The organism is Neptunomonas concharum, from assembly GCF_008630635.1.
Lineage (GTDB): Bacteria > Pseudomonadota > Gammaproteobacteria > Pseudomonadales > Balneatricaceae > Neptunomonas > Neptunomonas concharum.
The window spans coordinates 3,253,688-3,279,738 of sequence record NZ_CP043869.1; the positions used below are offsets into that span (position 1 = coordinate 3,253,688).

At 46.8% G+C, this 26,051-nt stretch carries 26 protein-coding genes; 5 read left to right on the forward strand and 21 right to left on the reverse strand.

Going from position 1 to position 26,051, the window contains the following annotated elements:
* Positions 1-117: 117 nt before the first annotated feature.
* Complete coding sequence (gene feoB / locus F0U83_RS15420) at positions 118-2,100, reverse strand: ferrous iron transport protein B (protein WP_138988191.1); 1,983 nt, start codon at positions 2,098-2,100, stop codon at positions 118-120.
* Positions 2,101-2,118: 18 nt separating this feature from the next.
* Entirely contained in the window at positions 2,119-2,331 is a 213-nt protein-coding gene (locus tag F0U83_RS15425) for a FeoA family protein (protein WP_138988190.1), read from the reverse strand.
* A gap of 64 nt (positions 2,332-2,395) precedes the next feature.
* On the opposite strand from F0U83_RS15425, the gene F0U83_RS15430 reads away from it, so the two are divergent.
* Positions 2,396-3,076 (forward strand): helix-turn-helix domain-containing protein, encoded by a 681-nt coding sequence (locus F0U83_RS15430; protein ID WP_138988189.1) that lies wholly within the window; start codon positions 2,396-2,398, stop codon positions 3,074-3,076.
* A gap of 21 nt (positions 3,077-3,097) precedes the next feature.
* Here F0U83_RS15430 and tdh read toward each other — a convergent pair whose 3' ends face one another.
* From tdh to F0U83_RS15445, 3 genes are all read right to left on the reverse strand, one after another.
* Positions 3,098-4,126 (reverse strand): L-threonine 3-dehydrogenase, encoded by a 1,029-nt coding sequence (gene tdh / locus F0U83_RS15435; RefSeq protein WP_138988188.1) that lies wholly within the window; start codon positions 4,124-4,126, stop codon positions 3,098-3,100.
* 12 nt (positions 4,127-4,138) lie between these two features.
* Positions 4,139-5,329 carry a glycine C-acetyltransferase gene (locus F0U83_RS15440; RefSeq protein ID WP_138988187.1) on the reverse strand — a complete coding sequence of 397 codons (1,191 nt, stop codon included), beginning with the start codon at positions 5,327-5,329 and terminating at the stop codon, positions 4,139-4,141.
* A gap of 97 nt (positions 5,330-5,426) precedes the next feature.
* Positions 5,427-6,479, reverse strand: coding sequence for a PLP-dependent cysteine synthase family protein (locus F0U83_RS15445; protein ID WP_138988186.1), 1,053 nt, complete (start codon positions 6,477-6,479; stop codon positions 5,427-5,429).
* Positions 6,480-6,578: 99 nt separating this feature from the next.
* Between F0U83_RS15445 and F0U83_RS15450 the strand changes: the two genes are divergently transcribed.
* Positions 6,579-7,046 carry an Lrp/AsnC family transcriptional regulator gene (locus tag F0U83_RS15450; RefSeq protein WP_138988185.1) on the forward strand — a complete coding sequence of 156 codons (468 nt, stop codon included), beginning with the start codon at positions 6,579-6,581 and terminating at the stop codon, positions 7,044-7,046.
* 4 nt (positions 7,047-7,050) lie between these two features.
* Here F0U83_RS15450 and pgeF read toward each other — a convergent pair whose 3' ends face one another.
* Together pgeF and rluD are read right to left on the reverse strand one after the other, a co-directional pair.
* The gene (gene pgeF, locus F0U83_RS15455; protein WP_138988184.1) at positions 7,051-7,782 is read right to left on the reverse strand and encodes a peptidoglycan editing factor PgeF; all 732 of its coding nucleotides are present in this window, start codon (positions 7,780-7,782) and stop codon (positions 7,051-7,053) included.
* Between the two features lie 12 nt (positions 7,783-7,794).
* Complete coding sequence (gene rluD / locus F0U83_RS15460) at positions 7,795-8,775, reverse strand: 23S rRNA pseudouridine(1911/1915/1917) synthase RluD (protein WP_138988183.1); 981 nt, start codon at positions 8,773-8,775, stop codon at positions 7,795-7,797.
* 141 nt (positions 8,776-8,916) lie between these two features.
* On the opposite strand from rluD, the gene F0U83_RS15465 reads away from it, so the two are divergent.
* Entirely contained in the window at positions 8,917-9,843 is a 927-nt protein-coding gene (locus F0U83_RS15465; protein ID WP_138988182.1) for an outer membrane protein assembly factor BamD, read from the forward strand.
* 22 nt (positions 9,844-9,865) lie between these two features.
* On the forward strand, positions 9,866-10,699 hold the full coding sequence (gene nadE, locus F0U83_RS15470) for an ammonia-dependent NAD(+) synthetase (RefSeq protein ID WP_138988221.1): 834 nt from the start codon (positions 9,866-9,868) through the stop codon (positions 10,697-10,699).
* 23 nt (positions 10,700-10,722) lie between these two features.
* Here the strand turns inward: nadE and thiO are convergent, their stop codons facing one another.
* The 14 genes from thiO to murJ all read right to left on the reverse strand — a co-directional run bounded on the left by thiO (position 10,723) and on the right by murJ (position 25,462).
* Positions 10,723-11,814 (reverse strand): glycine oxidase ThiO, encoded by a 1,092-nt coding sequence (gene thiO / locus F0U83_RS15475; protein ID WP_138988181.1) that lies wholly within the window; start codon positions 11,812-11,814, stop codon positions 10,723-10,725.
* Between the two features lie 33 nt (positions 11,815-11,847).
* Positions 11,848-12,423 (reverse strand): GspH/FimT family pseudopilin, encoded by a 576-nt coding sequence (locus F0U83_RS15480; protein WP_138988180.1) that lies wholly within the window; start codon positions 12,421-12,423, stop codon positions 11,848-11,850.
* A 51-nt stretch (positions 12,424-12,474) separates the two neighbouring features.
* Positions 12,475-12,903, reverse strand: coding sequence for a type IV pilin protein (locus F0U83_RS15485; RefSeq protein ID WP_138988179.1), 429 nt, complete (start codon positions 12,901-12,903; stop codon positions 12,475-12,477).
* Entirely contained in the window at positions 12,900-13,220 is a 321-nt protein-coding gene (locus tag F0U83_RS15490) for a hypothetical protein (protein WP_138988178.1), read from the reverse strand. Before F0U83_RS15490 ends, F0U83_RS15485 begins: the two co-directional genes overlap by 4 nt.
* Positions 13,221-13,240: 20 nt before the next feature.
* On the reverse strand, positions 13,241-16,570 hold the full coding sequence (locus F0U83_RS15495; protein WP_138988177.1) for a pilus assembly protein: 3,330 nt from the start codon (positions 16,568-16,570) through the stop codon (positions 13,241-13,243).
* Between the two features lie 11 nt (positions 16,571-16,581).
* Positions 16,582-17,211, reverse strand: a complete 630-nt coding sequence (locus F0U83_RS15500; protein WP_138988176.1) for a pilus assembly PilX family protein — start codon at positions 17,209-17,211, stop codon at positions 16,582-16,584.
* A 28-nt stretch (positions 17,212-17,239) separates the two neighbouring features.
* Positions 17,240-17,965, reverse strand: coding sequence for a PilW family protein (locus tag F0U83_RS15505; RefSeq protein WP_138988175.1), 726 nt, complete (start codon positions 17,963-17,965; stop codon positions 17,240-17,242).
* The gene (gene pilV, locus F0U83_RS15510) at positions 17,965-18,426 is read right to left on the reverse strand and encodes a type IV pilus modification protein PilV (protein WP_211343688.1); all 462 of its coding nucleotides are present in this window, start codon (positions 18,424-18,426) and stop codon (positions 17,965-17,967) included. Before pilV ends, F0U83_RS15505 begins: the two co-directional genes overlap by 1 nt.
* Positions 18,427-18,437: 11 nt before the next feature.
* Positions 18,438-18,917, reverse strand: coding sequence for a GspH/FimT family pseudopilin (locus tag F0U83_RS15515; RefSeq protein WP_211343687.1), 480 nt, complete (start codon positions 18,915-18,917; stop codon positions 18,438-18,440).
* A 221-nt stretch (positions 18,918-19,138) separates the two neighbouring features.
* Positions 19,139-19,567 (reverse strand): FKBP-type peptidyl-prolyl cis-trans isomerase, encoded by a 429-nt coding sequence (locus F0U83_RS15520; RefSeq protein ID WP_138988174.1) that lies wholly within the window; start codon positions 19,565-19,567, stop codon positions 19,139-19,141.
* Positions 19,567-20,100, reverse strand: coding sequence for a signal peptidase II (lspA, locus tag F0U83_RS15525; protein ID WP_138988173.1), 534 nt, complete (start codon positions 20,098-20,100; stop codon positions 19,567-19,569). The genes F0U83_RS15520 and lspA overlap by 1 nt, the downstream gene beginning before the upstream one ends.
* 6 nt (positions 20,101-20,106) lie before the next feature.
* The gene (ileS, locus tag F0U83_RS15530) at positions 20,107-22,938 is read right to left on the reverse strand and encodes an isoleucine--tRNA ligase (RefSeq protein ID WP_138988172.1); all 2,832 of its coding nucleotides are present in this window, start codon (positions 22,936-22,938) and stop codon (positions 20,107-20,109) included.
* 15 nt (positions 22,939-22,953) lie between these two features.
* Entirely contained in the window at positions 22,954-23,889 is a 936-nt protein-coding gene (gene ribF, locus F0U83_RS15535; protein ID WP_138988171.1) for a bifunctional riboflavin kinase/FAD synthetase, read from the reverse strand.
* Between the two features lie 76 nt (positions 23,890-23,965).
* Positions 23,966-25,462, reverse strand: coding sequence for a murein biosynthesis integral membrane protein MurJ (murJ, locus tag F0U83_RS15540; protein WP_246077816.1), 1,497 nt, complete (start codon positions 25,460-25,462; stop codon positions 23,966-23,968).
* A gap of 246 nt (positions 25,463-25,708) precedes the next feature.
* Here murJ and rpsT point away from each other — a divergent pair, with 246 nt between their 5' ends.
* On the forward strand, positions 25,709-25,972 hold the full coding sequence (gene rpsT, locus F0U83_RS15545; RefSeq protein ID WP_138988169.1) for a 30S ribosomal protein S20: 264 nt from the start codon (positions 25,709-25,711) through the stop codon (positions 25,970-25,972).
* The last annotated feature ends 79 nt before the right edge of the window (positions 25,973-26,051 follow it).

Consider the following 26,051-nt stretch of genomic DNA (forward strand, 5'->3'; position numbering starts at 1 on the left):
TAGACGGCTGCCCTATCAGGCACAGCCTTATTGTTTCTATGAAATACTATGGGGGCAGATAGATATGATTCAAGAGAGCATTAGATCAAATATTAAACAATTGTGAGCTAAATCAAATTATAATAGCCGGCTAGCTACGTGGTAAGCCAACCAAGCACCTGTCCATGCCAAAGTAAAGCCTAAGCCAATAGAAAGAACAGACCAACGCCAGCTACCGGTTTCTCTTCGAATCACAGCCAACGTTGCCAGACAGGGCATATACAGTAGTGAAAAAACCATCAACGCCAAACCAGCAGCAGGAGCAAGCCCTGCAGCAATAGCGATTTGCAGACCTTGAGTATCATCAAGGTTAGTGTGATAAACCATCGCTAAGGTGGACGCAATGACCTCTTTCGCCAGAAAGCCCGATAGCAAGGCGACGGTTTCTTCCCAGCCAAAGCCTAACGGCTCAAATACCGGCACAACCAACTGCCCTAGTTGCTCAAGCCAAGACATCTGAGCCCCTTGTGGAAACGCCTGCAACGCCCAAACCGCCATGGAGCCTACTAAGATGACACCTCCCACTTTACTCAGGAAGTCTTTAACCTTATCCCACACATGAAGTAATAACGAACGAAATGAGGGCCAGCGCCATGGAGGCAACTCCATGATAAAGGTTTCATCTTGCTGCGCTTTAATCCACCGAGAAAGTATCGCAGCAATTACAAAAGCCACTAAAATCCCCAGCATATGAATCGCAAAAAGCGCGGTGCCTGCGTGCTCGGCAAAAAAGATGCCTGCCAACAAAACATATACAGGCAAACGAGCAGAACAACTCATAAAGGGGTTAATTAAAATAGTAATTAAACGTGCCCTTGGTTCCTCTATGGTTCTCGTTGCCATGATAGCTGGAACATTACAACCAAACCCCATAACAAGGGGAACGAAAGCTTTACCGTGTAGGCCCACTTTGCTCATCAGCCGATCTGTCAGGAACGCAGCACGTGCCATATAGCCACTTTGTTCCAGTATCGCTATAAAGAGAAATAATAAAACGACATTAGGAAGGAAAACCAACACCCCCCCTACTCCAGCCAATAGGCCATCAGTTATCACATCTCGAATAAGGGAGGCAGGGAGATTGACCTCAACCTGCTGACCAACCCACCCAACTGCCTGATCAATCCAATCAGCAGGATACGCACCTACCGTGAATGTCGCTTCAAAAACCAGCCACAGCAAAAAGAAAAACAAAGGCAACCCGAGCCAACGATGCAAGGTCACGCTGTCTAATACTCTATCAACTAAACTAATATCAATATGCGCTTCATCCAGCCCATGCAGTAAGCCATGAATAAAACCATAACGCCCTTGAGCAATAAGCTCCGTGGCAGACTCGTCGTGCCAATGCTGTAATTTTTCGAGTGCGGAGACAACGCCGATACGCTCCGATTCCGTTAGCAAGAAAGCCACGTCACCACCGGACTCTAACGCCTGTACTGCTTGCCAACGCGTCAATCCCTCTTCTGTCAGAGATAGGATCGCTTGCTCCACATGCGGTTCATAATCAATGATGAGTGATTGGGCGGTGGTCACGAATGAACCCTTATGCATCGCTATTGCTTTAAGGGAGGACACTATTTGATCCAGCAATGGCGCGATGACAACTTTCTTTCTGCCATCACTCGCCAAAACCGGTATACCCAGCTCTAGCTTCAATGCCTGAATATCAGGAATGCACTGTAAACGAGCCGCCTCATCCATCATATTCAAGGCAAGTACGACCGGCAGGCCTTGCTCAAGCAGCTGAGTAGTAAGCGCTAAATGTCGCGTAAGATGACTTGCATCCACAACATTAAGTATAAGATCAGGGGGCGAATTAAAGAGATATTCCCGTGTGACCCGCTCTTCTACTTTGTTCTGACTGAGTGAGTAGATCCCCGGCAGATCAACAAAGTGCAACATTACATCTTGGTGCTCACATCGCCCCTTTTTCACTTCAACCGTAACACCTGCCATGTTACCGGTACGTTGATGCGCGCCTGTCAGCAAATTAAATAGCGACGTCTTACCACTGTTTGGGTTACCTACTAACGCAACGGTAAATTCTGACTTACTCATTACCGACCCCAAGCAGCATCACCTCGATACATTGTGCGTCCTCTTACGTAAGCAGATCTGCTGACGCCCTAAGCGATACGCACGCGGGTTCCCCCATGGAGAAACAGCGCTTAGCTCTATGGCATGGCCTTTTAAAATTCCGAGTGTGGCCAGACGCTGGCGCAATGTAGCCGGCCCTTTAATCGCCGTTATTTGAGCAGCCATGCCTTTTTTCAATTGATCCAACGTCATCCAATCAGTCACTATCTATAAAAGAGAATACGAATGATTATCGAATTTACTCGTAAGAAAATAAATGATCTTTATCAACCCCTCCCCAACTCCCGCACAAAACGGGAATAAGGACAAAGATAACGCTTTGTTTTATGATGCAGCCCAATTAGCTCAAACCGGTATTATTCACGTGACCCAGAGAAACACCCCAAATCTTGGCGCCGCCATGAAGCAGCGCCGTAAAGCGCTAGGCTTAAACCTCTCTCAATTAGCAGAGCTTTCAAAGGTCTCCCGCTCAATGCTCTCTGAGATAGAGCGCGGCAATGCAAACCCCACCTTTACGACGCTCTGGAATATTACTCAAGCACTGGGCGTTAGCATCGACGAGCTTGCTCAAAGCAGCGTTGAAGACCCGCCTTTGAGAATCACTCGTCAAGACGCTCTCAATACCCCTCGAATGCGCAGCGACGATCAAGGGTGTGAACTGGTTGCCTTCAATCCAGTCACGACTGCTACCGAGTTTGAATGGTATGAGCTGATTATTCAGCCAGGTTGTGAAATGAGTTCAGAAGCTCACGCTGTCGGCACACAAGAGCACCTCTCAGTCATTGAAGGACAAGTTCAGGTCATGTTGAATGAAGAGGTTCATGAAACTGCCGGTCAAGGAGATACCCTAAGATACCCAGCCGACACCTTACATAGTGTAAAAAACCCAGGAGAGAGCGTCGCCCGGGCTTTTTTAGTAGTGCACAAACAGAAGTAATCGCATTGCTAATGCAGGGGTCTACTCAGACCAGTTCAAGATCACTTTCCCTGATTCACCCGAACACATTGCATCGAAACCTTTCTGAAACTCGGATGCAGGATAATGATGCGTAATAATCGGCGTTAAATCTAACCCCGACTGGATCAAACTCACCATTTTATACCAGGTATCATACATCTCTCGTCCGTAGATACCCTTTAACTCAAGCCCTTTGAAAATCACTTTGGACCAGTCGATGGAAGTCGAATCTGGCAGAATGCCTAGCATTGCTATCTTTCCACCGTGGTTCATTAAGTCCAGCATGGAACGGAACGCTTCGGCTGAACCCGACATTTCCAGACCAACATCAAATCCCTCTTTCATACCCAAGGCCGCCATCTCATCCGCAAGAGAGTACTGCGACACATTCACCAAATGCTTGATACCCATCTCCTTCGCCAGCGCTAGGCGGTACGGATTTACATCCGTCAGTACCACATGCCTCGCACCTACATGCTGCGCTACGGCTGCTGCCATAATTCCAATTGGGCCTGCGCCTGTGATCAAAACATCTTCGCCAACAACATTAAACGACAATGCGGTATGCACTGCATTTCCAAAAGGGTCAAAAATCGCTGCAAGATCATCCGAAATATCATCCGGTATCTTAAATCCATTGCTTGCAGGGATCACCAAGTAGTCAGCAAATGCTCCCGCACGATTAACACCGACTCCCTGTGTATTTCGGCATAGATGGCGACGCCCTGCCCGGCAGTTACGACACAAACCACAGGTTACGTGCCCTTCACCGGATACACGATCACCGACACTAAAACCTTCTACCTCACAGCCAATTTCTTCGACAATCCCAACATACTCATGCCCAACCGTCATGGGGACAGGAATTGTTTTCTGCGCCCAGTCATCCCAGCGATAGATATGCACATCCGTGCCACAAATTGCCGTTTTCTTAATTCGTATCAGAAGATCATTATGCCCAACCAGAGGCTTTTCTGCTTCATGCAACCAAATACCCTCTTGAGGATATAGCTTTGCTAATGTTCTCATATTACCGTCCTTTTAAATCACGCCCAGCTCTTTACCCACTTCAGTAAAAGCGGCAACCGCTGCATCCAACTGTTGCCGCGAATGAGATGCGGACATTTGGGTACGAATCCTTGCCTGATCCTTAGGCACGACCGGAAAAGAGAAACCGATGACATAAACACCTTTCTCTAATAGCCTGTCAGCCATACGCGATGCCAAGGAAGCATCGCCTATCATGACAGGGATGATGGCATGATCACATCCCGCTAAAGTAAAACCTACTTGCTCCATTTCTTTACGAAAATAATGAGCATTTTCTGATAGTTGCTTGCGTAACTCCCCACCCTGCTCCACCAAATCCAATGCCTTTAACGTTGCCTGAACGATAGACGGTGCCAAGGAGTTAGAAAACAAATACGGACGAGAACGCTGCCGCAACCAACTGATGACCTCTTTACGCCCAGCGGTGTAACCGCCCGAGGCTCCCCCAAGCGCCTTACCAAATGTGCCGGTGAGAATATCTATGCGATCGAGCACCCCTGCATACTCATGGCTACCACGGCCATGCTCTCCGACAAAGCCAACCGCATGAGAATCATCAACCATGACGAGCGCGTTATAGGTATCAGCAAGGTCACAAATTCCGGCCAGATCAGCAATGACACCGTCCATAGAAAAGACGCCATCAGTCACAATGAGACGAACCCGTGCATCCTGAGCTTGTTGCAAACAGGTTTCTAGTTCCTGAAGGTTATTATTGGCGTAGCGCATGCGCCGAGTTTTACTTAAGCGAACACCATCGATGATACTGGCATGATTTAGCGCGTCACTGATGATGACATCCTCTTCCCCAAGAATGGTTTCAAACAACCCACCATTGGCATCGAAACAGGATGAATAAAGAATGGCATCGTCCATGCCAAGAAAAGCACTTAGCCTCGCTTCTAACGTTTTATGAATATCTTGTGTGCCACAAATAAAACGAACTGAAGATACGCCAAAACCATGTTCCTCCAACCCTTGTTTTGCTGCCGCTATTAGCGCTGGATGGTTGGACAGACCTAAATAATTATTGGCACAGAGATTAATGACCTCTTGCCCACTATCAAGTTGAATGATTGCAGATTGAGGCGAGGTGATAAGTCTTTCACGCTTAAACAGACCCTGCTCTTTTAACTGCTCTGTTTGGGCCGCTAGTTGCTGAAAAAATACAGAACGATGCATAGCACCTCCAAATCTCAAATAAAGGAATTAATTCCAATATATCAGATAAAAGGGGATTTACCACACTATGCAGGAAATAAATCCAATATATAGGATATCAAATAAACTTATCCACCCACTCTTCCATTGCTCCCTCTATTGCAATTCCTTTTGAATTCAACCAGTCATCGTTAAAGTAACTATCCTGATAACGCTCACCGCCATCACATAGTAAAGTCACGATACTGCCGCTCTCCCCTTTCGTTTGCATCTCCTCTGCTAACTGTAGTACACCGCAGAGATTTGTACCGGTAGATCCTCCCACGAGGCGATTTAATTTTCTCGACAGGAACCGTGTTGCAGCAATGCTTTGGGCATCCTCTACCTGTATCATCCGATCGATCACTTCAGGCATAAATGAAGGCTCAACCTTGGGCCGACCAATACCCTCAATTCTGGATCCGCATGAAAGCGACAATGATCGGTCACCACTGTTGAAAGCATCGTAAAAAACAGAGCGCTCGGGATCGACTACACACAGCTCACACGGGTTACCCCAGTGCTTTTCATAACGGAGATAACGACCAATCGTCGCCGATGTTCCGCCCGTACCCGCACTCATTACAATCCAACGAGGTAATGGAAAACGCTCCGCTGACATCTGCTGGAAAATCGACTGGGCGATATTGTTATTCCCCCGCCAATCGGTTGCACGCTCAGCATAGGTGAACTGATCCATAAAGTGTCCACCTAACTTCACCGCAATCTCCGCGGCTGCGTGGCATAAATCCGTAGCAGCAACTTGATAGCATTGCCCACCATACAATCGGATTTGATCTAGCTTTTTTTGAGCCGTCCCCTCAGGTACAACTGCAATAAAAGGCAGTCCTAGAAGACGCGCAAAATATGCTTCAGAGATAGCCGTGCTACCCGAAGATGCCTCAATCACAGGCCTGGCCTCTTTCAACCAACCGTTACACAAGGCATAGAGAAACAACGACCGCGCCAGGCGATGCTTCAAACTTCCCGTGGGATGGGTAGACTCATCTTTTAGGTAAATATCAATCTGCTCCAGCGCAGGGAAGTCGAGTTTGATTAAATGGGTGTCGGCAGAACGATTATAGTCGGCTTCTATGATTTGTATCGCACGAGCGGTCCAGTGTTGACTCATCTCTTCACTCCCCTATATGAAGCATATTATGGATGAGTCAGATGAGGAGAAATTTGCTATTATTGCTACTAAAACAGCAATAAATAGAATTTTTTTCTCATGCAAGAAACAAAAATAGATAAAACAGACCGCGTCATATTACACGCTCTCCAAGAAAATGGAGAGTTGAGCATTCAGGAGCTTGCAGATTTAGTCAACCTATCCTCAACCCCTTGTTGGCGAAGAGTGCAAAAGCTTCAAGATTCCGGGGTAATTCGTAAGCATGTAGCTTTACTGGATGCGAGCAAGCTCAACCTGAATGTCTCGGTGTTTGTACACATCAAGACCCGCAATCATTCAGCAGCTTGGTATACCCAGTTTGCAGAGAGGGTAGCCAACTATCCAGAAGTCGCAGAGTTTTACCGCATGAGTGGTGAGTATGATTATCTAATGCGGGTAGTTGTGGCCGATATTGCAGCCTTTGATCGGTTCTACAAACGCCTTGTAGAAGAGACACCTGACCTAAGCGATGTAACCTCAAGCTTTGCTATGGAGCAAATTAAATACACCACCGCATTACCGGTATAAGAGACTAACGCAAAGAAGTCGCAGATTTCCATACCAGCGTTGCCATTCTACCTGTCTGTGGCGTACGACGATAAGAGTAAAATCGCTCGGCATCTGTGAAGGTACAATATTCACCACCACTAATGCGATCAATACCTGCCGCTGATAATCGCAAACGCGCAAGGTGGTAAATATGCGCCATCCATTTCCCCTGACGTGGGGATGGTGTAAAACAATCTGACGATGCACTTAACTGATCACAAAATTGTTCCCTCACCTCCGGGCCTACTTCGAATGCGGTCGGCCCAATTGCAGGCCCCAACCAAACGGAAGGCGACTCACCTGAAAAACACGCCAATGTATTCTCTAGCACGCCGTTCACAAGCCCTCGCCACCCAGCATGGGCCGCAGCAACCCGCTCACCGTCACTAAATACAACAGGCAAACAGTCGGCAGTCATAATCACACAAGCAAGGCCCGATTGATCGGTCCAGCAAGCGTCCGCCTCCTTTATGTCGCCTTTCGATTCAGCCAAAACACATTGGGTACCATGCACTTGCTTTAACCACTGCGCATGGGTAATTCCCAGATGAGCCAATAAGCGTGCACGGTTAGTCTGTACGTGTTGAGGATCATCACCCACATGATCTCCAACATTTAAACTATCATAAGGAGGTAGGCTAATGCCGCCCAAGCGGGTAGTAGAAGCCACGTGAACCTGCTCAAATAATGGAGTACTCGGGCGTATCAGCTGCATAAGAGGCGCTACCTAAAATGTCGATTGATCAAACTGATCACTTTGCTGGCTATCTGTATTCAAGACATCCAACAGCGCTTTGAAATCACTTGGCAGATCAACCTCCCATGACATTAATTCTCCTGTCACTGGATGCCACAGTTCCAGTTTCTTCGCATGCAGTGCTTGGCGTTTGAAACCTCGTAACATCTCCTGCGTTTCTTCACTCGCGCCTTTTGGCATACGGAAACGGCCACCATAAAGCTGATCACCAACCAACGGGTAGTTGATATGGGCCATATGGACACGAATCTGATGGGTTCGCCCTGTTTCAAGCTTTAGACGCACATGCGTATGTGCACGGAATTTATGCAACACTCGATAGTGGGTCACAGCCTCCTTGCCCATCGTAACAACCGCCATCTTTTGACGGTTTCTGGCATGGCGCCCCATAGGCTCCTCAACACAACCACCACCGGTCATAACACCTTGAACAACCGCTTCATATTCACGCCCCATAGTGCGCTCCTGCAATTGGGACACCAGTTCCGTCTGAGCTTGAATGGTTTTAGCAACCACCATCAATCCGGTGGTATCCATATCAAGGCGATGCACAATACCTGCGCGAGGTACAACGGCGATATCTGGGTAGTGATGCAGCAATGCATTCATCAGCGTTCCCGAACGATGGCCCGCAGCGGGGTGAACGACTAAACCTGCCGGCTTATTAACCACCAGAATATCATCATCCTCATAGACGATATCCAGCGGGATATCTTCACCCTCATGACCTTCCATTGCTTCAATGGTGGCCTGAATGACAATATTTTCGCCACCGTACAGTTTTTCTCTGGGCTTCACCTGTTTACCATCAACGGTAATAGCCCCCTCTTTTATCCACGCTTGCAAGCGAGAACGGGAAAAGTCGGAAAAAAGCAGGGCCACGACCTGATCTAGCCGTTTTCCTGTATGTTCACCCGGGACAATTGCCTCTAATTCTATCTTTTCTGACATCAATCTACCGATCTGTTGCTCTGATGATTTTGCTTAGCTTCCGGTTATGGTTAAATAGGCCGTTACGAAGCACTTTGCTCAGTATAACCGATACGGCGGGTACGCCGATAATCGACTACTTGGAATATCAGGATTTATTTCATGCGTTTGGTAAAAATCGTTAGCATTATAACCCTTTGTACTCTGGCATCCGCTTGTTCTTGGTTTGGCGGTGATAAAGAGCTCCCCGATATCCCTGAGCAGCAGCTTTATGATGAAGCCATCTCCGCTCTGGAGAGATCAGAATATCAGGTTGCTGTCGACAAACTGCAACTACTCGAAGCTCGCTACCCGTTTGGTCGCTACTCCGAGCAAGCACAGCTAGAGCTGATCTATGCTTATCACAACAATTATGAGCCTGATGCGGCCAGCGCGGCAGCTGATCGTTTTATCAGACTTCACCCCTCTCATGAGAATATTGACTATGCGTACTACCTCAAAGGGCTAACCGCCTTTGAGCAGGACCGTACGTTCTTTGAAAAGTACCTACCAATCGATATAACTCAGCGAGACCCAGGTGCGGCGCTCGCATCGTTTGAGAGCTTTTCTACTTTGCTGAATCGTTATCCCGACAGCCAGTATGCTCCTGATGCCCAAAAGCGCATGGTGTTCCTAAAAAACCGTCTGGCAACTTATGAAGTACATGTTGCTCGCTATTATATGAAGCGTGGTGCCTTTGTCGCTGCTGCAAACCGTGGCCGCTTTGTTGTAGAAAACTTAAAAGAGACACCTGCTGTACCAGATGCACTCGCTGTTATGTTTCAGGCATACACCGAGCTTGGTATGACCGATTTAGCCAACAGTGCTCAGGAAGTTCTACTGAGTAACTATCCAGACTATGATTTAAAAACCTATAGACAAGAAAATAAATCATTAATGGAAACAGCGACATTTGGGCTATTAGGGGGCGCGGAAGAGCCTGTCCCACCGACACGCGCAATTAACCCTAAAGCTGCTGAAGCAGCAAAAGAGAAAGCTAAACAAGAGCGGTCTTTCTTCGACAAAATAACCTTTGGCGTTTTTGAGTAACGAGTACCGGAGAGCAAGTGTGATGAATGCTGATGCGATTATCAAAGAGATGCGTGTATTACCCCAAATCGATGCTAACTTTGAAATTAATCGCCGCGTTGACTTTATTAAACAGTCTTTACGCGACTCCGGCCTGACTCACTTGGTTTTAGGTATTAGCGGCGGTGTCGACTCTTCCACCTGTGGACGCTTAGCACAGCTCGCTGTTGACTCGCTTAACCAAGAGACGGGTAACGATACGTATCAGTTCGTTGCCGTACGTCTACCCTATGCTACTCAAAAAGATGAGGCCGACGCTCAACTTGCCCTGTCGTTCATTCAGCCGAGTCAATCGCTTAGCGTGAATGTACAACCCGGAACCGATGCTATCCATCAGGAAGTCAGCAAGAGCTTACAAAGTACAAATCTACTGACCAGCAATGAAGGCGCCGTCGACTTTGCCAAGGGGAATGTGAAAGCCCGCGCCCGAATGATTATCCAATACGAAATTGCCGGATTACTCGGGGGATTGGTATTAGGTACAGATCACTCGGCTGAAAACATTACGGGCTTTTACACCAAATGGGGAGATGGCGCCTGCGATCTTGCACCATTATTCGGACTCAGCAAACGTCAAGTGCGACAGCTTGCCAGTACCCTAGGGGCACCCGAATTGTTGGTACATAAAACACCAACGGCTGATCTTGAGTGCCTAACGCCCCAGAAAACGGATGAAGCAGCTCTTGGCTTAACCTATGAGCAAATCGATGATTTCCTCGAAGGGAAACTAAGCGACCCTGAGGCTGAAGCGCGTATTATTGAGATCTACCTTAAAACTCAGCATAAGCGCCAGCCTATTCCCACGATCTACGATTAGAACATCAAAACCAACGTCTATAGCTATATACGACCTGCTAATTGGTAAGCTTGCGGATCAATGACAGGCTCTCGACCTAGCAGAAGATCAGCGTGTAGTCGCGTTGACGCTGGCGCTAATACAAGTCCATTACGAAACTGCCCTGCATTAACAGATAGATTCTCCCAGCCGGGTACAGAACCAATATAAGGTATTCCCTGCGGTGAGCCAGGCCGTAACCCTGCCCAATGATAAGCTATAGGATACTCGGCTAGCGCCGGAATAATGTTAATGGCCGTTTGGTAGAGCACGTCTTTGGCTGCGTCCGTGGGTGTTTTGTCAAAACCTTCTTTCTCTAAGGTAGAGCCCACCAGCACGTGCCCATCGTTTCTTGGAATCACATAGCGCCCAGCCATCAATACCACTCGGTTAACTAAACCAACCGGGGCTTTAAACACCATCATCTGCCCCTTTACAGGCCCAACCGGAAGTTGGATATTTAGTGAAGCAAGCAACTGGCTACTCCAAGCACCTGCCGCAACAACCGTATGGTCTCCATAAAACGCAGCCCCTTGTGCTTTAACCCCTAGCACGGATTTACCTGTATGCAAAAAGCACTCAACATCATGATGTTCACATATCGAAACATTCGGCATCTGCTGCAAACTTTGCTTTAATGCTTGACCTAACCTCGGATTCCGAATACTCGCAACCTCTGGCATCCATAAGGCCGAACGATAACCGGGCTGGAAATTTGGCTCAAGGTTATAGAGGTGCTTATCATCAACTTGGGAGAGTGGGCGATGGTATTTTTTAGCCCAAGCGAGTGCGGCTTCCTCATCCTCCACATCCACCATATACATACCTTTTTGGCGTAGTTCAGGATCACAGTCTGTTTCTTCTAACAGCGCTTGAGATAGATGGATGTAACTGCTCTGAGACCAGGTTGCAAGAGAAGTAACTGGATCTGCGTAGCGCCAAGGGTAAAGCGGTGACACAATACCTCCACCAGCCCACGTGGACTCAGAAGCACAATGGTTTCGATCAAGTAACGTAACCGTTGCGCCTGCTTGCGCCAGCTCTCGCGTTAACATCATACCCATGACGCCCGCCCCTACGATGACAAAATCGCTCATGTCGAACCCTATATCGAAGAAAACAGCAGCATATCAAATCTCAGTCGATCGTACCCGCCCTATACGATTTAACACCAAACGGCGCTCTTTACCACTGCCCGAATGTACCACACGAAATGTGCCATTACTAAACTTCAGACGGCCACTGGACGCATAAGCCAAGTAGTCACCTCGCCCCCACTCCACCGACATAGCATCCGGAAACTCTGTGACATACAGAATTTGATCCAAGCCCTGATCAAACTGCTTATTCCTATTCACATCATGAAAAACCAACATACCTCTAGCCCATTGCGTGCGCCCGACGCCCCGCTTGCCAGAGCACTGCTGGAGATCTGCGGCTAAACTGCAAATATGCATCAAGCCTGAACGCTTCACCGATTCTGATCGCGCAATATGTAGACCTTGCCTGATAGACAAAGAAGCGGATTGCAGTTCATGTCGAACCAACGCCTGCGAAAATGAGGGAATGCCCAGAGTGATAAAGATAAGCAAAATCGTCATAGTGACGAGTAATTCAATCAAGGTAAAACCTGACTGCTGCCGAAACGGCATAGAGAGAATGCCCAGAATACGGGGGCACGGGTAAGCAAACGCGTCCTTGCACATAAAAACCTCCGGCCATTCCTTGGCCTTCTGTTCATTTTTTTAAGTTAGTCGTTACCAGCAATCATTAACCGTGCCAGTACCGCTCTCCGTCCTCGTACCTTGCTCATTCAGTGTTAGCGTACCGCACTGTGTATCACCGGCTTGCGCCCCTTGAGGAACAGCTTGGATAATATAAGCCTGTGCACCCGCCGCCAAATTACCAACCGGAGAAAATGAAAAGGTATAGCGTGCATCCATACCATTCTCAGCCGTACAGCCATCCGCTGGAAACGCACCAGCATAACTCATCGGTGTAGCGGTGGTATAACGTCTCTCCATCGCTTGCCCTAGCTGTAAAACACAACCGGTTGCCGTCGTTCGCCAAGAGCGCAACACATGCTGCTGATAACTGGGGTAAGCAATCGATGCAAGAATCGCAACGATTGCCACAGTGATCATCAGCTCGATAAGGGAGAAGCCGGTTTCAGAATATCGCTTCATTTGATAACCACAGATATATGAATAATTTCAGGTAAATAAGCCTTTTTTCTTTCTTTAAAAATTACTCGAACCTCTTCCCCATCTGATAAATGACGGAGTTTTATAGGTTTGCCCCCATCACTTATTTTTGCATAAGGTGCAATAGTGTAAAGCTTATTATTTATTGATAACGTCCTATCTTTAACGCTGAGTTGTTGAATTTCGCCCGATGTATGTCGCTCATCTCCCTTTCGAGCAGCAAACCCATTTATGCTTATTGAGCAGATAATGACTGCCAGAAAAAATGAAATTAGCTTATTACCAACTATATATCTCATACACCCTCCCCATAAATGCTTTAGCGACTTATCTGCTGCCAGCTTTGTCGATTTACATTATCCCCTTCATAAAGATCGACAATATCAATCTTATCTGTTCCTGATATAATAACCTTGTCCACATCAGTCCCTGGCATAAAACTTGGTGAATTCCCCCCCGATGCGACTTTTATTCCAGTCGCCACCACAGGATCTCCCCCTTCGCTGAAGCGCTTATCTCCTTGGCCAAAACTTCGATCTTTATCGATGTCATATGTATGATTCAATCGACCTCCGTTAAGAGCGTCCATCGTCATAATCCAACTATCACCACTAGGCGAACATGGATCATCCGCAGGAATACTGGTTACATAGATTATGCGATCGCCTCTAAGTACGGGAGCCGAAATCAAGCGCTCCCCTCTTTCACTGTTGTTACCCGGTGGTACTAGGTCGATATACCATCCCAAATTTGACGTTGATGCATAATTATTAGATGTCTTCCTTAACGGTACGATCTCCTGAAAATCATCGCTTGTATCATCAGGAGTGCCGTTTTTGTTAATAACTGAGATAGGAACTTCGCTTATAATTGACTGCTCCAAAAGCGCTGAGCGGCTTGCAACCGTTGCGCCTTTATCCCAAATACCATAAAAACTCTGCACACCACCAGCTGCACCGTTATTGTCTGTCGTTTCAAGATATTTCCCAGTGCCAAAGTACACCATATGCCCAATACCATTTTTTGAGCGCCCTACGGTGACAGGAGTCGTTATTGGTTGTGTGTTGGATGCGCCGCAGGAAACTCCACTACATGCGGTAAATAGGCGGTAATCCAATTCCCATTTGGATGTATCAGCATCACTGACATCGAATTTCCACACATTACCAAACAGGTCACCTCCATAGATATAGTCAACAACATTATCACCTGTCACATCTACTGGAGTAATTGTCGAAAAACCGTTTGGTCTATTAGCAGAAGTCGGATCCTTCGAACTACCAGTATCAACAGTAATTTTCTTGAAAAGAGTTCCTGTCCATAAATCAACAATATATATTGCAGCATCCCCTGTGGTACTCACGTTACCGTCGACTTCAGTATTATTGTATCCATTACCAAACACGGCATACCACTTACCATCCCGCATTTTGATTATCTTGGGCCTGCTGTAGGTATATCCTAAGTCAGCATCATTAGCATCTGTGAATTCCCACAAAAACAAAGAAGACGCATTGGACTCTGAAAAGGTGCTAGGATCAGTAATATCTAAGGCATAAATAGCCTGCCCTCCTTGATTCAAGCCGCCAACAAGTACAGTTCGCCATTTCTGATTCGTTGCGTCAAAAGCATCTACAACTGTTGGGGAACCATCAACATAATACTTGTGCACATAATTAGGTTCAGACAATTCACGAAGCTTGGGCAGTAAAGAACCTGGGATGAATGCAAATTTTTCTACGCCTGAAGCTGCGTCCATACCGTGGAGCATCCCATCATTCGCTCCAACATAAACCATAGGTGTTCGATCTTTATATGTCGCCGCGAACTCCGAATACTTTTCAGACTCAAACGTATCTGTATAGCGTGCTGATGGCGCGCCCACATAATACGGAGAGGAATGGACAATATCGCCTAAGTTATTGTACTTCCCAGATGACTGAGGTCTTGCCCTATAAATCGAAACATCACGGTTTGAGTCGCTAGTATTTCGCCCTCTAAGATACTGAAGCATAGCTTGGTCATTATTGAAATATCTATCACGCTCGCTATTAGCCCCCCCAGTAAATTGCCCCCATCTAAAAGGAATCCCGCTATTACCGCCTGACGCGACATTAGCTTTATTCGATATGATAGTTCTAGCGTTCCAACCTGGTATTTTAAAGGCGGCATCAAAAGCAGGCACTACGTTACCTGACAAATCTTCTTTCAAGTTACCATAGTTAGGATTGGTAGGATCTGACTCAATATCAAACGCAAGTAATGCACCACTCCAGTCCGCGCTATTAAAACGAGCCTGGTAAACACGAGAGCCCGCTTGAACCCTCCCTGTACTTGCTGCAGCAGATGAAGAAGACCCAGATTTCTCAGCTATATCCTGCAATGCAGCTTTTAAAGCAGCTAATAACGTATCTTCATTGTTTGCCAAATAGAACTGGCCGTCAGCAGGATTGTTATCGAATCGCCCAGTATCAGCCGCATCGATTAACATTTGATTATTAACCGCAAACCCAACCGTGTAAGTAAGCATATTCTGCCTAGAAAACGCAGCATCATTAAAAGAAATACCGGCAGCATCATCACCTGACTTTTTAAAATCAGTATCCCAAGCAAACAGAGCAATATCATCTAAGTGTAGATTAGAACCTTCCTGATCTTCATTCCCTCCTGTACCATCATTGCTAGCATTACCATCCCAGTTTTGGACTGTTCTTCCAGAGGGCACATCCGGATCAGAAGAGGGAAACGTCGCATCATATGTCGGTAAGCCGTCTGTCAGAATGATGGTGAAATTCTTTTGGCAACGATACTTGATAGGGCTTCCACTAGGGAAACCATTTGATGCTGATGCCCCTATCCCCCTAAAATAGCGTGTCACTTCATAATAAGCCTCTGCAAGCGGAGTCCAAGTGGAGGCAGTCAAGGCTGAAATTTCATCCTCTAGTAGATTTTTGTGGGTATAACCCGTATTACTAGGATTCGGCAACGAGTTAGGATCTGCACACCCAGCAACCACGGTTCCAGCAACCGTGTTATCGTCTAGGCTATTGCCATCCCATTTACCTAACTTGGTTAAGCCAAAACGTATGTTAGGCGTTTCATCGATGATTTTTCGTGCAACACGCCTTACTGTTTCCATTCTTGTTATCTGAGCATCGGCGCTTAAGGCATTTGCGCCTGATGTCAAATCAACAGTACTACTATTCACCCCATGATTTTCAAACAAATAGTTGAGATAATTCCCGAGATAGCGCGTATTACCACCCTCCGGAGCAGGCAATATCAAACAACGCCAAGCACCGGCAGAGTTTTCCCCGTACTTTCCCCCGTTTGTACAATTCCCGATGTTACTAGAGAAAACTGTGTTTCTTGACTGCCAGTTTCCGTCCGACCAGTCATTATATACAACAGAGTCGTTATAACCTGAACTCCAAACAAGCGTGCCATTATTATCCTCTGTGTATACGCTATCCCACACAATATGATTCATACTCCCAGAGTTATCCAGCAGTAACATAACATTGGGAGCAACCGACCTAGAAACTGACAACGGGGCTTGAGATAAGCTGAGCGGATCTGCCTTGAGCAGCGCCGGAAAACAAACATACAGGGCGACAAACAAACCCTTCTTATACAGTGAGCCTAACATCCTGAAACTCCTTACTTAAATCGTCTGGCAAAAATAGTTTGCACTATTGCTTGAGCATTAGGGCTACCACCTGCTGCTTTAACCGTGTTTCGATAAAGATCTGTTCCGCGGTCGTCAACGTCTCCAAGCCCTTGATCGAATGAATCCTTTTTAAATACGATATACTCAACCATTAATAAGGGATTTGCAGCAACCACCGCACCCGAGGGGTTCCCTGTATGATCAATTTTACTGCCAGTCGGTATACCAATGGTTGTACCGCCCGCATCTTTGACCGCACCGTATGCCATCGCAGCCGTATCCCAACTGGCAGCGCCACTCAATAAAGCATTTTGGGCCGCAGGATCTGACTGATAGGAATTAACAACCTGGCAACTACTCGTGCATGCCGAAAAACCTTTTCCTTTATCGAGCGTATTCATGGTTTTTAAAAAACCTTCTTCTACATAACGCAACGCTGTTTCACCACCATTAAAAGCGACCGTAATATCTCTCATATTGCCACTCATTTTCTCTTGCATCGCGGTCCCTTGCATCGCACTTAACCCAATGATGGTTAGCAACAGCAGCATAATCAAACCAACGATTAGCGCTGCGCCTTTCTCACGCAAAGGCTTCTGTTTATCTATTTTAGTTCTCATAACAGATCCTATAATCTTCCTAGAAAACTCAAGGCATTTTGTTTCTTAGTACAATCGTATTACTAAACACTTGGTACATTCTTCGATCTGAAGTATCGACAGCTGCAAAAGGAGCTGATGGGGTTTGCGCTGTTTCAACAATACCCGCCCCCCCAGCAGCAACTAATATACTGACTCTTACGGCAATAACGTCCTCCCACTGGCCCGCACCAACAGCAGTTCGCGTATTAAAGCTATCAGGCTCCCTATCACCATCCGTATCTACACCATAAAGAAACTCAATGGCTTCAACTCCCTCTACAACAGCATCGGCATTACGATACAAAGAGCTCTCTCCACTCACATCCGGCGCTAAATAGTAGTAAATGTCACCAACAAGCGTTCCAGCACCATCTCTAAATTCATTCATATTTAGCTGCAAGATATCACTGGCAACCCCATTATTAATGACCGCAGAAGGCAAGGGAGTAGAGTTTGGGTGCCCAGTGACAGCCACAATATCTGTATCTCTATTAGCCCCAATGGGAATTACATTCTGAAACCCTGCATTTAACAAATCCCTCTGAATGATATCTAATGCAAATCGCCCAGACTCTTGAACTCTAAACAAAGCTTCCTGCAGACGATATGTTTGGCTGGAACCTAAAAACAGGTTTACTACTCCAACCAAAAGGAGCAATCCCAGCAGCATAGCAATCATCAACTCAACTAATGAGAAGCCTTGCTGCGCTTTTTTTCTGTAATACTTACTCATTAAAGCCCCGACACAAACGTAAAGCAGGTTGCTGGCTGTGTACCACTGCGGTCCTCATCCCAACAAACTTGAATATTCACTTCAGAAATATTACCCACCGTACTGACAGCTATCGAGCCTTGCCCACTAGGCAACTCATTTGCTAAAGCAGCCAACCAATCACTCTGATCTTGCTCCGCCGTATCGGCTGGACTTGTTGGAGCCGTCGCTCCAAGGGTAAAGTCATAATCCCCCCCTTCAGCGGCATCGGGGTTTGCTCGAATCCTGTCAGCCATATCATTAGCCAGATTCACGGCTTTGGTTCTTAGCAAGGCATCATTATTAAGCTTCACCGCATCAAACTGCAATGTAGCCATGCCAACCAAGCCTACCGACATCACTAATACCGTAATCAGTATCTCTATTAGCGTTGCACCTTGCTGCGCTTTGTCTATCATGTGCCTATAAACACGCTTTCTCATATCTTTACCATTCAACATGCTGTACGCGTCACACTCACTCGACCAGAGGCGTTGATACGAATCGTTCGGCTTCGATCACCCGTACAGTTGTTATACTTTGTTGTCAGGGTAACGGCTCCCGTATTTAAGCGACCGCTCCCTGTAAAAGTAATAACCCCTGCGACATCTTTTGTTATTACGGCTCCTGCATCGGGGGCATCCCAACTGCGCAGAAGTTCCGTGTCCGAAAGTTGCACATTCCAACCATCCGTCAATGCACCTGCACAGGTGGTTCGATTGGTACCTGCACAAAACTCCACATTGGTATTACGCTTGACCGCTTCACTGCGTGCATAGTTCAATGCAGTGACGACCGAATTTGCTAATGCCGCTGAACGGCTGTTTTGTATCAGATTGATAAAGCTAGGTATGGCGACGGTGATTAATATTACCAATACAGCCACAGTGACCATTAGCTCGATCAATGTAAAACCACGGTTACGTTTCATCATCTTTGTATATTCATACCATAGACTCCTTTTGGTTATTCAGTTTTATCCGTAAAACTAATCGCTCTCATTGTAGCGAACGCAAGCTGTATAAAAACTAAACAGCCCCATGTTTGAGTATAGACGCTATTCTGAGATTACGCCTTGCCATATTGGCAACATAGAAAGATAACAGAATTGAGCAGGAAGGCAATGATTGCCCTCCTGTATATGAGGGTAGGTTTTTATTGAACAGATAGAATTTCTACCTCAAAAGCCAGCACCTTGCCCGCCAATGGGTGATTAAAATCTACTTCAACATTAACATCATCAAATGCGCGTATGACGCCGGGTAATTCACCACTTGCATCCTGGAAGGCAATAACTAACCCTTCTTCAAGCTCCATACCCGAAAAGCTCTCACGTCCTACTTTCTGAATATTGCTAGGGTTAGGCATTCCAAAGCCGTGTTCGGGCGTTATTTCAAGTATCGTCCGATCTCCCGCTTTCAGCCCAAACATTGCAGCTTCAAACCCAGCTAGCATATTGCCGTCTCCGACGGTAAAGGTGGCCGGAGCGCGTTCAAAATTACTATCAACTACCTCACCATTTTCAAGACGTATCTCAAAATGCAATGTCACTGTGGTTTCTGGCCCTATCACTATATCTGTCATTATTTTCTCCGATCGGGTTGGCCATGAAGCTCTTCAAGGTCGCGCTGTTTTTCCAGAAATAGCATATCAATAATCATCACGACAGCTCCTAACGTAATGGCACTATCTGCCAGATTAAAAGCTGGAAAATAGTAGCTCTGATAATGCACTGAAATAAAATCCACAACGTACCCTAGAAAGATTCGATCATGAATATTCCCCAGCGCGCCTCCCAGTATCAAAGCCAGCGCCATTCCTAGCCACCATTGCTGCTTTTCGGTGCGTTTAAGCCACACCAGTAACAAACCACTGACTGCTAACGCAATCGCTATAAAAAACCAACGCTGCCAACCGCCAGCATCTGATAAAAAGCTAAAAGCAGCGCCGGTGTTATACAACAGTGTCATATCCAAGATAGGGATGACTTGATTAGGCACCCCATATTCCAGTAGCTGCTGCGCCAAGCTCTTGGTCCATAGGTCTACGATGAGCACGAGTGCTGTGAGCCAAAGCCAAACCAATGAACCTACAGCCGATCTGAATGATTTATTCATAACGAACTAAGCGAATTGACGCGCTTCTCCCTCACCTGCAACGTTTTCAACGCAACGACCACATAGCTCAGGATGCTCTGGGCTATGTCCCACATCCTCTCTATGATGCCAGCAGCGTTCGCATTTGGTGTGCGAAGAGATGGCTAATTCAACCTTCAGCCCATCAAGTTCAGTATCACGAGCATTTTCAGCGTGACTGAGGGGCTTCAAAATCACATCAGAGGTGATCAAGACAAATCGCAGTTCATCTCCTAGTCGTGATAAATCTTCCATGATTTCATCACTCACAAACAGCGTAGCTTCGGTTGATAATGAAGCTTTTACTAATTTTTCATTACGCGCCGCTTCCAACGCTTTGTTGACCGCACTCTTCACATCAAGAATACGAGACCAGAAAGCGCGCCCCAACTCCTCATGCTCTGATAGCTCAAACAAGCCTTCATACCACGTATCCAGAAAAACACTCTTCTGCTTTTCTACTCCTGGCAATGCCGCGTAGATCTCTTCGGACGTGAAGCTTAAAATTGGCGCAATCCAGCGCGTCAGCGCCTGTGCAATATGGTAAAGCGCTGTTTGGCATGAATGACGCGGCAAACTATCTGCTTTAGTGGTGTATTGACGATCTTTAATGATGTCCAGATAGAAACCACCCAGCTCTTGCACACAGAAGTGGTGTACTTGTTGGTACACATCTAAGAAGCGATATTGCTCATAGGCGACTTTCACTTTCTCCTGCAAGCGCGCTGTTGCATCTACCGCCCAGCGATCCAATGCCAGCATATTCTCGGGTGAAACCAAATCGGTTTCCGGATTAAAGCCGTTGAGGTTTGCCAATAAGAAACGTGACGTATTACGAATACGACGATACGCATCAGCTGTGCGTTGCAGAATCTGCTTAGAGACAGCCATTTCGCCAGAATAATCCGTCGATGCAATCCACAAGCGCAAGATGTCTGCTCCCAGTGTATCCGTCACTTCCTGTGGCACAATGACATTGCCCAATGACTTGGACATTTTGTAACCCTTTTCATCGACGGTGAACCCGTGTGTTAGCAACGCACGATAAGGCGCATTACCATCAATAGCACAACCGGTCAGCAAAGATGAGTGGAACCAACCACGATGCTGGTCAGACCCTTCTAAATACAGGTCTGCACGCGGCCCTTGATCATGTCCCATCTCATGGGAGCCACGCAGCACATGCCAATGAGTGGTTCCGGAATCAAACCATACATCCAGTGTATCAGTTACTTTTTCATACTGATCCGCTTCAGCGCCTAGTAGTTCAGCACCATCTAGCTTAAACCACGCCTCAATGCCTTCTTGCTCAACACGCTGCGCCACTTGCTCCATCAGCGTTACGGTATCGGGGTGAAGCTCACCACTCTCTTTATTCAAGAAGAAGGGGATTGGCACCCCCCAGTTGCGCTGACGAGAAATACACCAGTCAGGGCGGTTAGCAATCATGCTATGCAAGCGAGGCTTACCCCAGTTTGGCACAAACTGAGTTTCTTCAATGGCATTCAGCGCTTTTTCACGCAGACTGCTGCCGTCAGAAGAGGTACGATCCATACCCACAAACCACTGCGCTGTTGCGCGATAAATCAGTGGTGTTTTGTGACGCCAGCAATGCATATAGCTGTGAGTAATGACGGTATGATCTAACAGTCGATCGTTCTCACGCAGCTTCTCAACAATTTCCGGATTGGCATCCCAAATCGACAGGCCACCAAAAAATTCCAGATCCTCGACATAGACACCATCTGCCTTCACCAGATTTAGAATCTGGTCAAATGCCATGCCATACCGGCGACAACTTGCAAAGTCATCCTCTCCATAAGCGGGTGCCGAATGAACGATGCCAGTACCTGCATCCAATGCAACGTAATCAGCCAGATAGATAGGCGACTCACGATCATAAATAGGGTGCTGAAATGCGATCAATTCCAGCGATTTACCGGCAGTTTTTGCAACAATCTGCCCTTCAAGCTCAAAACGCGCCAATGCACTCTCGACAAGATCTGCTGCCAATAGTAACAGGCGCTCACCCGTATCAACCAATGCGTACTCAAACTCCGGGTGCACATTCATGGCCTGGTTAGCCGGAATCGTCCAAGGTGTTGTCGTCCAGATGACAGCAAAAGCAGGCTTTTCTAGTGTATTCAGGCCAAATGCCGCGGCTAACTTTGCAACCTCTTTACACTCAAACGCCACATCTATTGCAGAAGACTTTTTGTCGGCATATTCAACCTCGGCTTCAGCCAATGCTGACCCACAATCGAAGCACCAGTTAACAGGCTTTAAGCCTTTGAAAACATATCCCCCTTCAACCATTTTTGCTAAAGCACGAATTTCTCCTGCCTCATTAGCGAAGTCCATGGTTTTGTAAGGATTATCCCAAGCACCAAAAACGCCTAATCGAATAAAATCTGACCTCTGGCCTTCGATTTGCTCTTGGGCATAGCTGCGACAGAGTTCACGGGTCTTATCCGCTCCCATATTCTTACCGTGGGTCACTTCGACTTTATGCTCGATTGGAAGACCGTGGCAATCCCAACCTGGGACATAAGGCGCATCAAAGCCATCCAAGGTCTTGGCTTTGATAATGATATCTTTCAGCACTTTATTGACGGCATGACCTAGGTGAATGTTGCCATTCGCGTAAGGAGGACCATCATGCAGGATAAACTTGGGGCGACCCGCACTAACCTTACGAATCTGCTCATATAACCCCATATCCTGCCATGCTTTAAGCATATCTGGCTCACGTTTGGCGAGATTGCCACGCATTGGGAATGCCGTATCCGGCAGATTCAGTGTCGATTTATAGTCGGTCATTGCTTTGATTCCAGATTAGTGTGGTAGCGCAAAGTAGCCGCGCGCCGCATCGATATCATTAAATATATGTTCTTTGAGCTGTTCCAGCCCTTCAAATTTCTGCTCATTACGCAGAAATTTCTCGAATTTTACGCTCAATAAGCGTCCGTAAAGGTCACCCTGATAATCCAAAAGGTGGACCTCCAGCACCGGCTGTGAACCGTTGACGGTTGGCCTTACACCAATATTGCAAACGCCATTGCCTAAAAATACATCTTTCTCCGTATATACACTTACCGCATAGACTCCCCTAAGCGGAGCTGCAAAACGGTGCATACGGATGTTAGCTGTCGGCACCCCTAGTTGACGCCCCAATTTTTGCCCGTGCATCACTCGACCTGAAATACGATAAGGCCGACCTAATAAACGCTCTGCTGCACCAAAGTTATTCTCTGTTAAACACGCTCGGACACGGGTACTGCTAACACGGAGATCATCTATTTCAAAAGTCTTCGTATTGACCACAGCAAATCCTTGCTGCTCGCCAACTTGCTTCAACATTTGATAGTCGCCCGATCGATCACAACCAAAACGGAAATCATCGCCAACCACAAAATGCTTAACATCCAAACCACGAAGCAGTAGATTTTCAACAAATGCTTCCGCTGTCATCTTCTGCAGCCTAGCATTAAAACTTAAACAAACGACGCGATCGATTCCCTGCGCTTGCAAAAGGCGAACTTTCTCGCCAAAGCGCGTCAGCCTTGGAGGAACTTGCGATCCACCAAAATACTCTCGCGGCTGAGGCTCAAATATAATCACGGTTGTTGGCAAACCCAACTGAGCGGCTTTTTCTTTGACCTGTGCTAAAACACGCAAATGCCCTAAGTGAACACCATCGAAGTTCCCGATAGTCGCCACACAGCCTCGATGCCTTTCACGTAGATTATGAAGTCCGCGAATCAGTTCCATTAAATCTTTACAGCCAGAAAACAAACGCAGAATTATAGCTCAGTTAATAAACAACGAGTACCGCAAATCGGTGGGTTTATGCGCGAATATGCCGAATCCTGAGGCCGCAGAGCAATAAAGTCATAAAATATGCCGCCACGCCCGCTACTACCAACTTCAACATTAAAACGATCCGACCAAAAACATCATGCTGCAACCAAACCTCTTTATCTACATTTAACAGCATTATGACCACACCTAGAGACAGCAACGCAGCCATTAACCTTGTCAAATAAACGCCCCATCCCGGCTGCCAACGAAACACCCCAGCTTTCAACAGTCCCATAAGCAGCAGGCCCGCGTTCAAAAAAGCCGACAATGATGTCGCCAACGCCAATCCAACATGCTGCAATGGCCAAATCAGCAACAGATTTAATATCATATTGGCAACCATCGCCTGAACAGCGATCTTTACAGGCGTTTTCATATCTTGTCGGGAAAAGTAGCCCGGCGCTAACACTTTAATTAGCATAAACGCCAGCAGACCTGCACCATAAGCCTGCAAACTCATAGCAGACATCATGACATCCCGCTCCGTCATAGCGCCGTATTTAAAGAGCGTAATAATTAGAGGCTCTGCCAACATCACTAATGCCAATGCACAAGGCAACCCAATCAACAGGATCATTCTCAGCGCCCAATCCAATGTTTGAGCAAATGCTTCTGATGACTTGTTAGCATGTTTGCGAGATAAACTCGGCAGAATGACGGTCGAAATAGCGATGCCAAACACACCCAAGGGCAATTCTGAAAGCCGATCAGAATAATAGAGCCATGAAACACTGCCTGTTTGCAAAAATGACGCAAGCACCGTATCTAGCAATAAGTTTATTTGTGCGACCGAAACACCAAACAGCGCAGGCAACATCAATTTGAGTATGCGCTGCACGCCTTCATCCTGCCAACCAAAACGCGGCTTAGGCAGCAGGTGGATATGTCGCAAAAACGGCAGCTGAAACACCAACTGAGCAACACCTGCCATTAGAACACCCCAAGCCAAAGCTACGACAGGCTCCTCTAACAGAGGACTAAGAAACAGCGCACTACCAATCAAACAGATATTTAACAAAACCGGCGTAAAGGCAGGGACAGCAAAGCGCCCATAACTATTGAGTATGGCACCCGCAAATGCCGTGAGAGAGATGAGTAAAAGATAGGGAAAAGTGATACGCAACATATCAGTGGCCAAAGCAAACTTATCACCTTCAGCCATGTAGAACCCAGGCGCAAACAGCGCCGTTAGCAGCGGCGCTGCTACGACTGCTAGTAAGGTAATTACCAACAGGACCAAACCCAACGTGCCTGCCACGTTGTTGATCAACAGCTGCACTTCTCTCAATGAGCGCTGCTCTCGGTATTCAGACAGCACAGGAACAAAAGCCTGCGAAAAAGCCCCTTCAGCAAACAAGCGTCGCAAAAAATTAGGAATCTTGAAGGCAACAAAAAACGCATCTGCGCTGCCGCTTGCACCAAAATAGTTTGCAATAACGACATCACGGGCCAAACCCAACACCCTTGATAACATCGTCATCATGCCAACAACACCGCTCGACCTCAGTAGACCTGCCGGTTTAACCGCCTTTTGGTTTTCAGTCCCAGCCACTTTACTTCCTTTTTGCTTACCGCTAATCATGCTTCATGAGGCGCATGGTAAACTTTTGATAATTAAATTTCTTCATTTTATTGACATCCATCGCCGAAATATGAATAATCTCGCGTCTCAAATTCTGGTGCAGCGCATCAGGATATTTAATAACCTAAGTATATAAGGAGCCGGATCGTGGCTAACTCCGCAGGATCCCGTAAACGTGCTCGCCAGGCGGAGAAGCGTCGCCAGCATAATGCTAGCCTCCGCTCCATGGTTCGCACGTACATTAAAAAAGTTGCTGCTGCTATCGACAGCGGTGACAAAGCTGCTGCAGCTGAAGCACTTAAAGTTGCTCAGCCAATCATGGACTCTTCTGTCAACAAAGGCATTTTTAGCAAGAACAAAATTGCCCGTAGCAAGAGCCGCATGAACGCACGCATCAAGGCAATGGCGTAAGCCAAGGCTTAGCAGTAAAAAAACCGGCTTTGCCGGTTTTTTTGTACCCACAATTCCTAACCCAAACAAAAAAGCAGCC

What these genes read in the sequence shown, in the direction of transcription:
- feoB (WP_138988191.1), bottom strand. Translation starts at nt 2,100, where the DNA reads ATGAGTAAGTCAGAATTTACCGTTGCGTTAGTAGGTAACCCAAACAGT.
- F0U83_RS15425 (WP_138988190.1), bottom strand. Translation starts at nt 2,331, where the DNA reads ATGACGTTGGATCAATTGAAAAAAGGCATGGCTGCTCAAATAACGGCG.
- F0U83_RS15430 (WP_138988189.1), top strand. Translation starts at nt 2,396, where the DNA reads ATGATCTTTATCAACCCCTCCCCAACTCCCGCACAAAACGGGAATAAG.
- tdh (WP_138988188.1), bottom strand. Translation starts at nt 4,126, where the DNA reads ATGAGAACATTAGCAAAGCTATATCCTCAAGAGGGTATTTGGTTGCAT.
- F0U83_RS15440 (WP_138988187.1), bottom strand. Translation starts at nt 5,329, where the DNA reads ATGCATCGTTCTGTATTTTTTCAGCAACTAGCGGCCCAAACAGAGCAG.
- F0U83_RS15445 (WP_138988186.1), bottom strand. Translation starts at nt 6,479, where the DNA reads ATGAGTCAACACTGGACCGCTCGTGCGATACAAATCATAGAAGCCGAC.
- F0U83_RS15450 (WP_138988185.1), top strand. Translation starts at nt 6,579, where the DNA reads ATGCAAGAAACAAAAATAGATAAAACAGACCGCGTCATATTACACGCT.
- pgeF (WP_138988184.1), bottom strand. Translation starts at nt 7,782, where the DNA reads ATGCAGCTGATACGCCCGAGTACTCCATTATTTGAGCAGGTTCACGTG.
- rluD (WP_138988183.1), bottom strand. Translation starts at nt 8,775, where the DNA reads ATGTCAGAAAAGATAGAATTAGAGGCAATTGTCCCGGGTGAACATACA.
- F0U83_RS15465 (WP_138988182.1), top strand. Translation starts at nt 8,917, where the DNA reads ATGCGTTTGGTAAAAATCGTTAGCATTATAACCCTTTGTACTCTGGCA.
- nadE (WP_138988221.1), top strand. Translation starts at nt 9,866, where the DNA reads ATGAATGCTGATGCGATTATCAAAGAGATGCGTGTATTACCCCAAATC.
- thiO (WP_138988181.1), bottom strand. Translation starts at nt 11,814, where the DNA reads ATGAGCGATTTTGTCATCGTAGGGGCGGGCGTCATGGGTATGATGTTA.
- F0U83_RS15480 (WP_138988180.1), bottom strand. Translation starts at nt 12,423, where the DNA reads ATGTGCAAGGACGCGTTTGCTTACCCGTGCCCCCGTATTCTGGGCATT.
- F0U83_RS15485 (WP_138988179.1), bottom strand. Translation starts at nt 12,903, where the DNA reads ATGAAGCGATATTCTGAAACCGGCTTCTCCCTTATCGAGCTGATGATC.
- F0U83_RS15490 (WP_138988178.1), bottom strand. Translation starts at nt 13,220, where the DNA reads ATGAGATATATAGTTGGTAATAAGCTAATTTCATTTTTTCTGGCAGTC.
- F0U83_RS15495 (WP_138988177.1), bottom strand. Translation starts at nt 16,570, where the DNA reads ATGTTAGGCTCACTGTATAAGAAGGGTTTGTTTGTCGCCCTGTATGTT.
- F0U83_RS15500 (WP_138988176.1), bottom strand. Translation starts at nt 17,211, where the DNA reads ATGAGAACTAAAATAGATAAACAGAAGCCTTTGCGTGAGAAAGGCGCA.
- F0U83_RS15505 (WP_138988175.1), bottom strand. Translation starts at nt 17,965, where the DNA reads ATGAGTAAGTATTACAGAAAAAAAGCGCAGCAAGGCTTCTCATTAGTT.
- pilV (WP_211343688.1), bottom strand. Translation starts at nt 18,426, where the DNA reads ATGAGAAAGCGTGTTTATAGGCACATGATAGACAAAGCGCAGCAAGGT.
- F0U83_RS15515 (WP_211343687.1), bottom strand. Translation starts at nt 18,917, where the DNA reads ATGATGAAACGTAACCGTGGTTTTACATTGATCGAGCTAATGGTCACT.
- F0U83_RS15520 (WP_138988174.1), bottom strand. Translation starts at nt 19,567, where the DNA reads ATGACAGATATAGTGATAGGGCCAGAAACCACAGTGACATTGCATTTT.
- lspA (WP_138988173.1), bottom strand. Translation starts at nt 20,100, where the DNA reads ATGAATAAATCATTCAGATCGGCTGTAGGTTCATTGGTTTGGCTTTGG.
- ileS (WP_138988172.1), bottom strand. Translation starts at nt 22,938, where the DNA reads ATGACCGACTATAAATCGACACTGAATCTGCCGGATACGGCATTCCCA.
- ribF (WP_138988171.1), bottom strand. Translation starts at nt 23,889, where the DNA reads ATGGAACTGATTCGCGGACTTCATAATCTACGTGAAAGGCATCGAGGC.
- murJ (WP_246077816.1), bottom strand. Translation starts at nt 25,462, where the DNA reads ATGATGACGATGTTATCAAGGGTGTTGGGTTTGGCCCGTGATGTCGTT.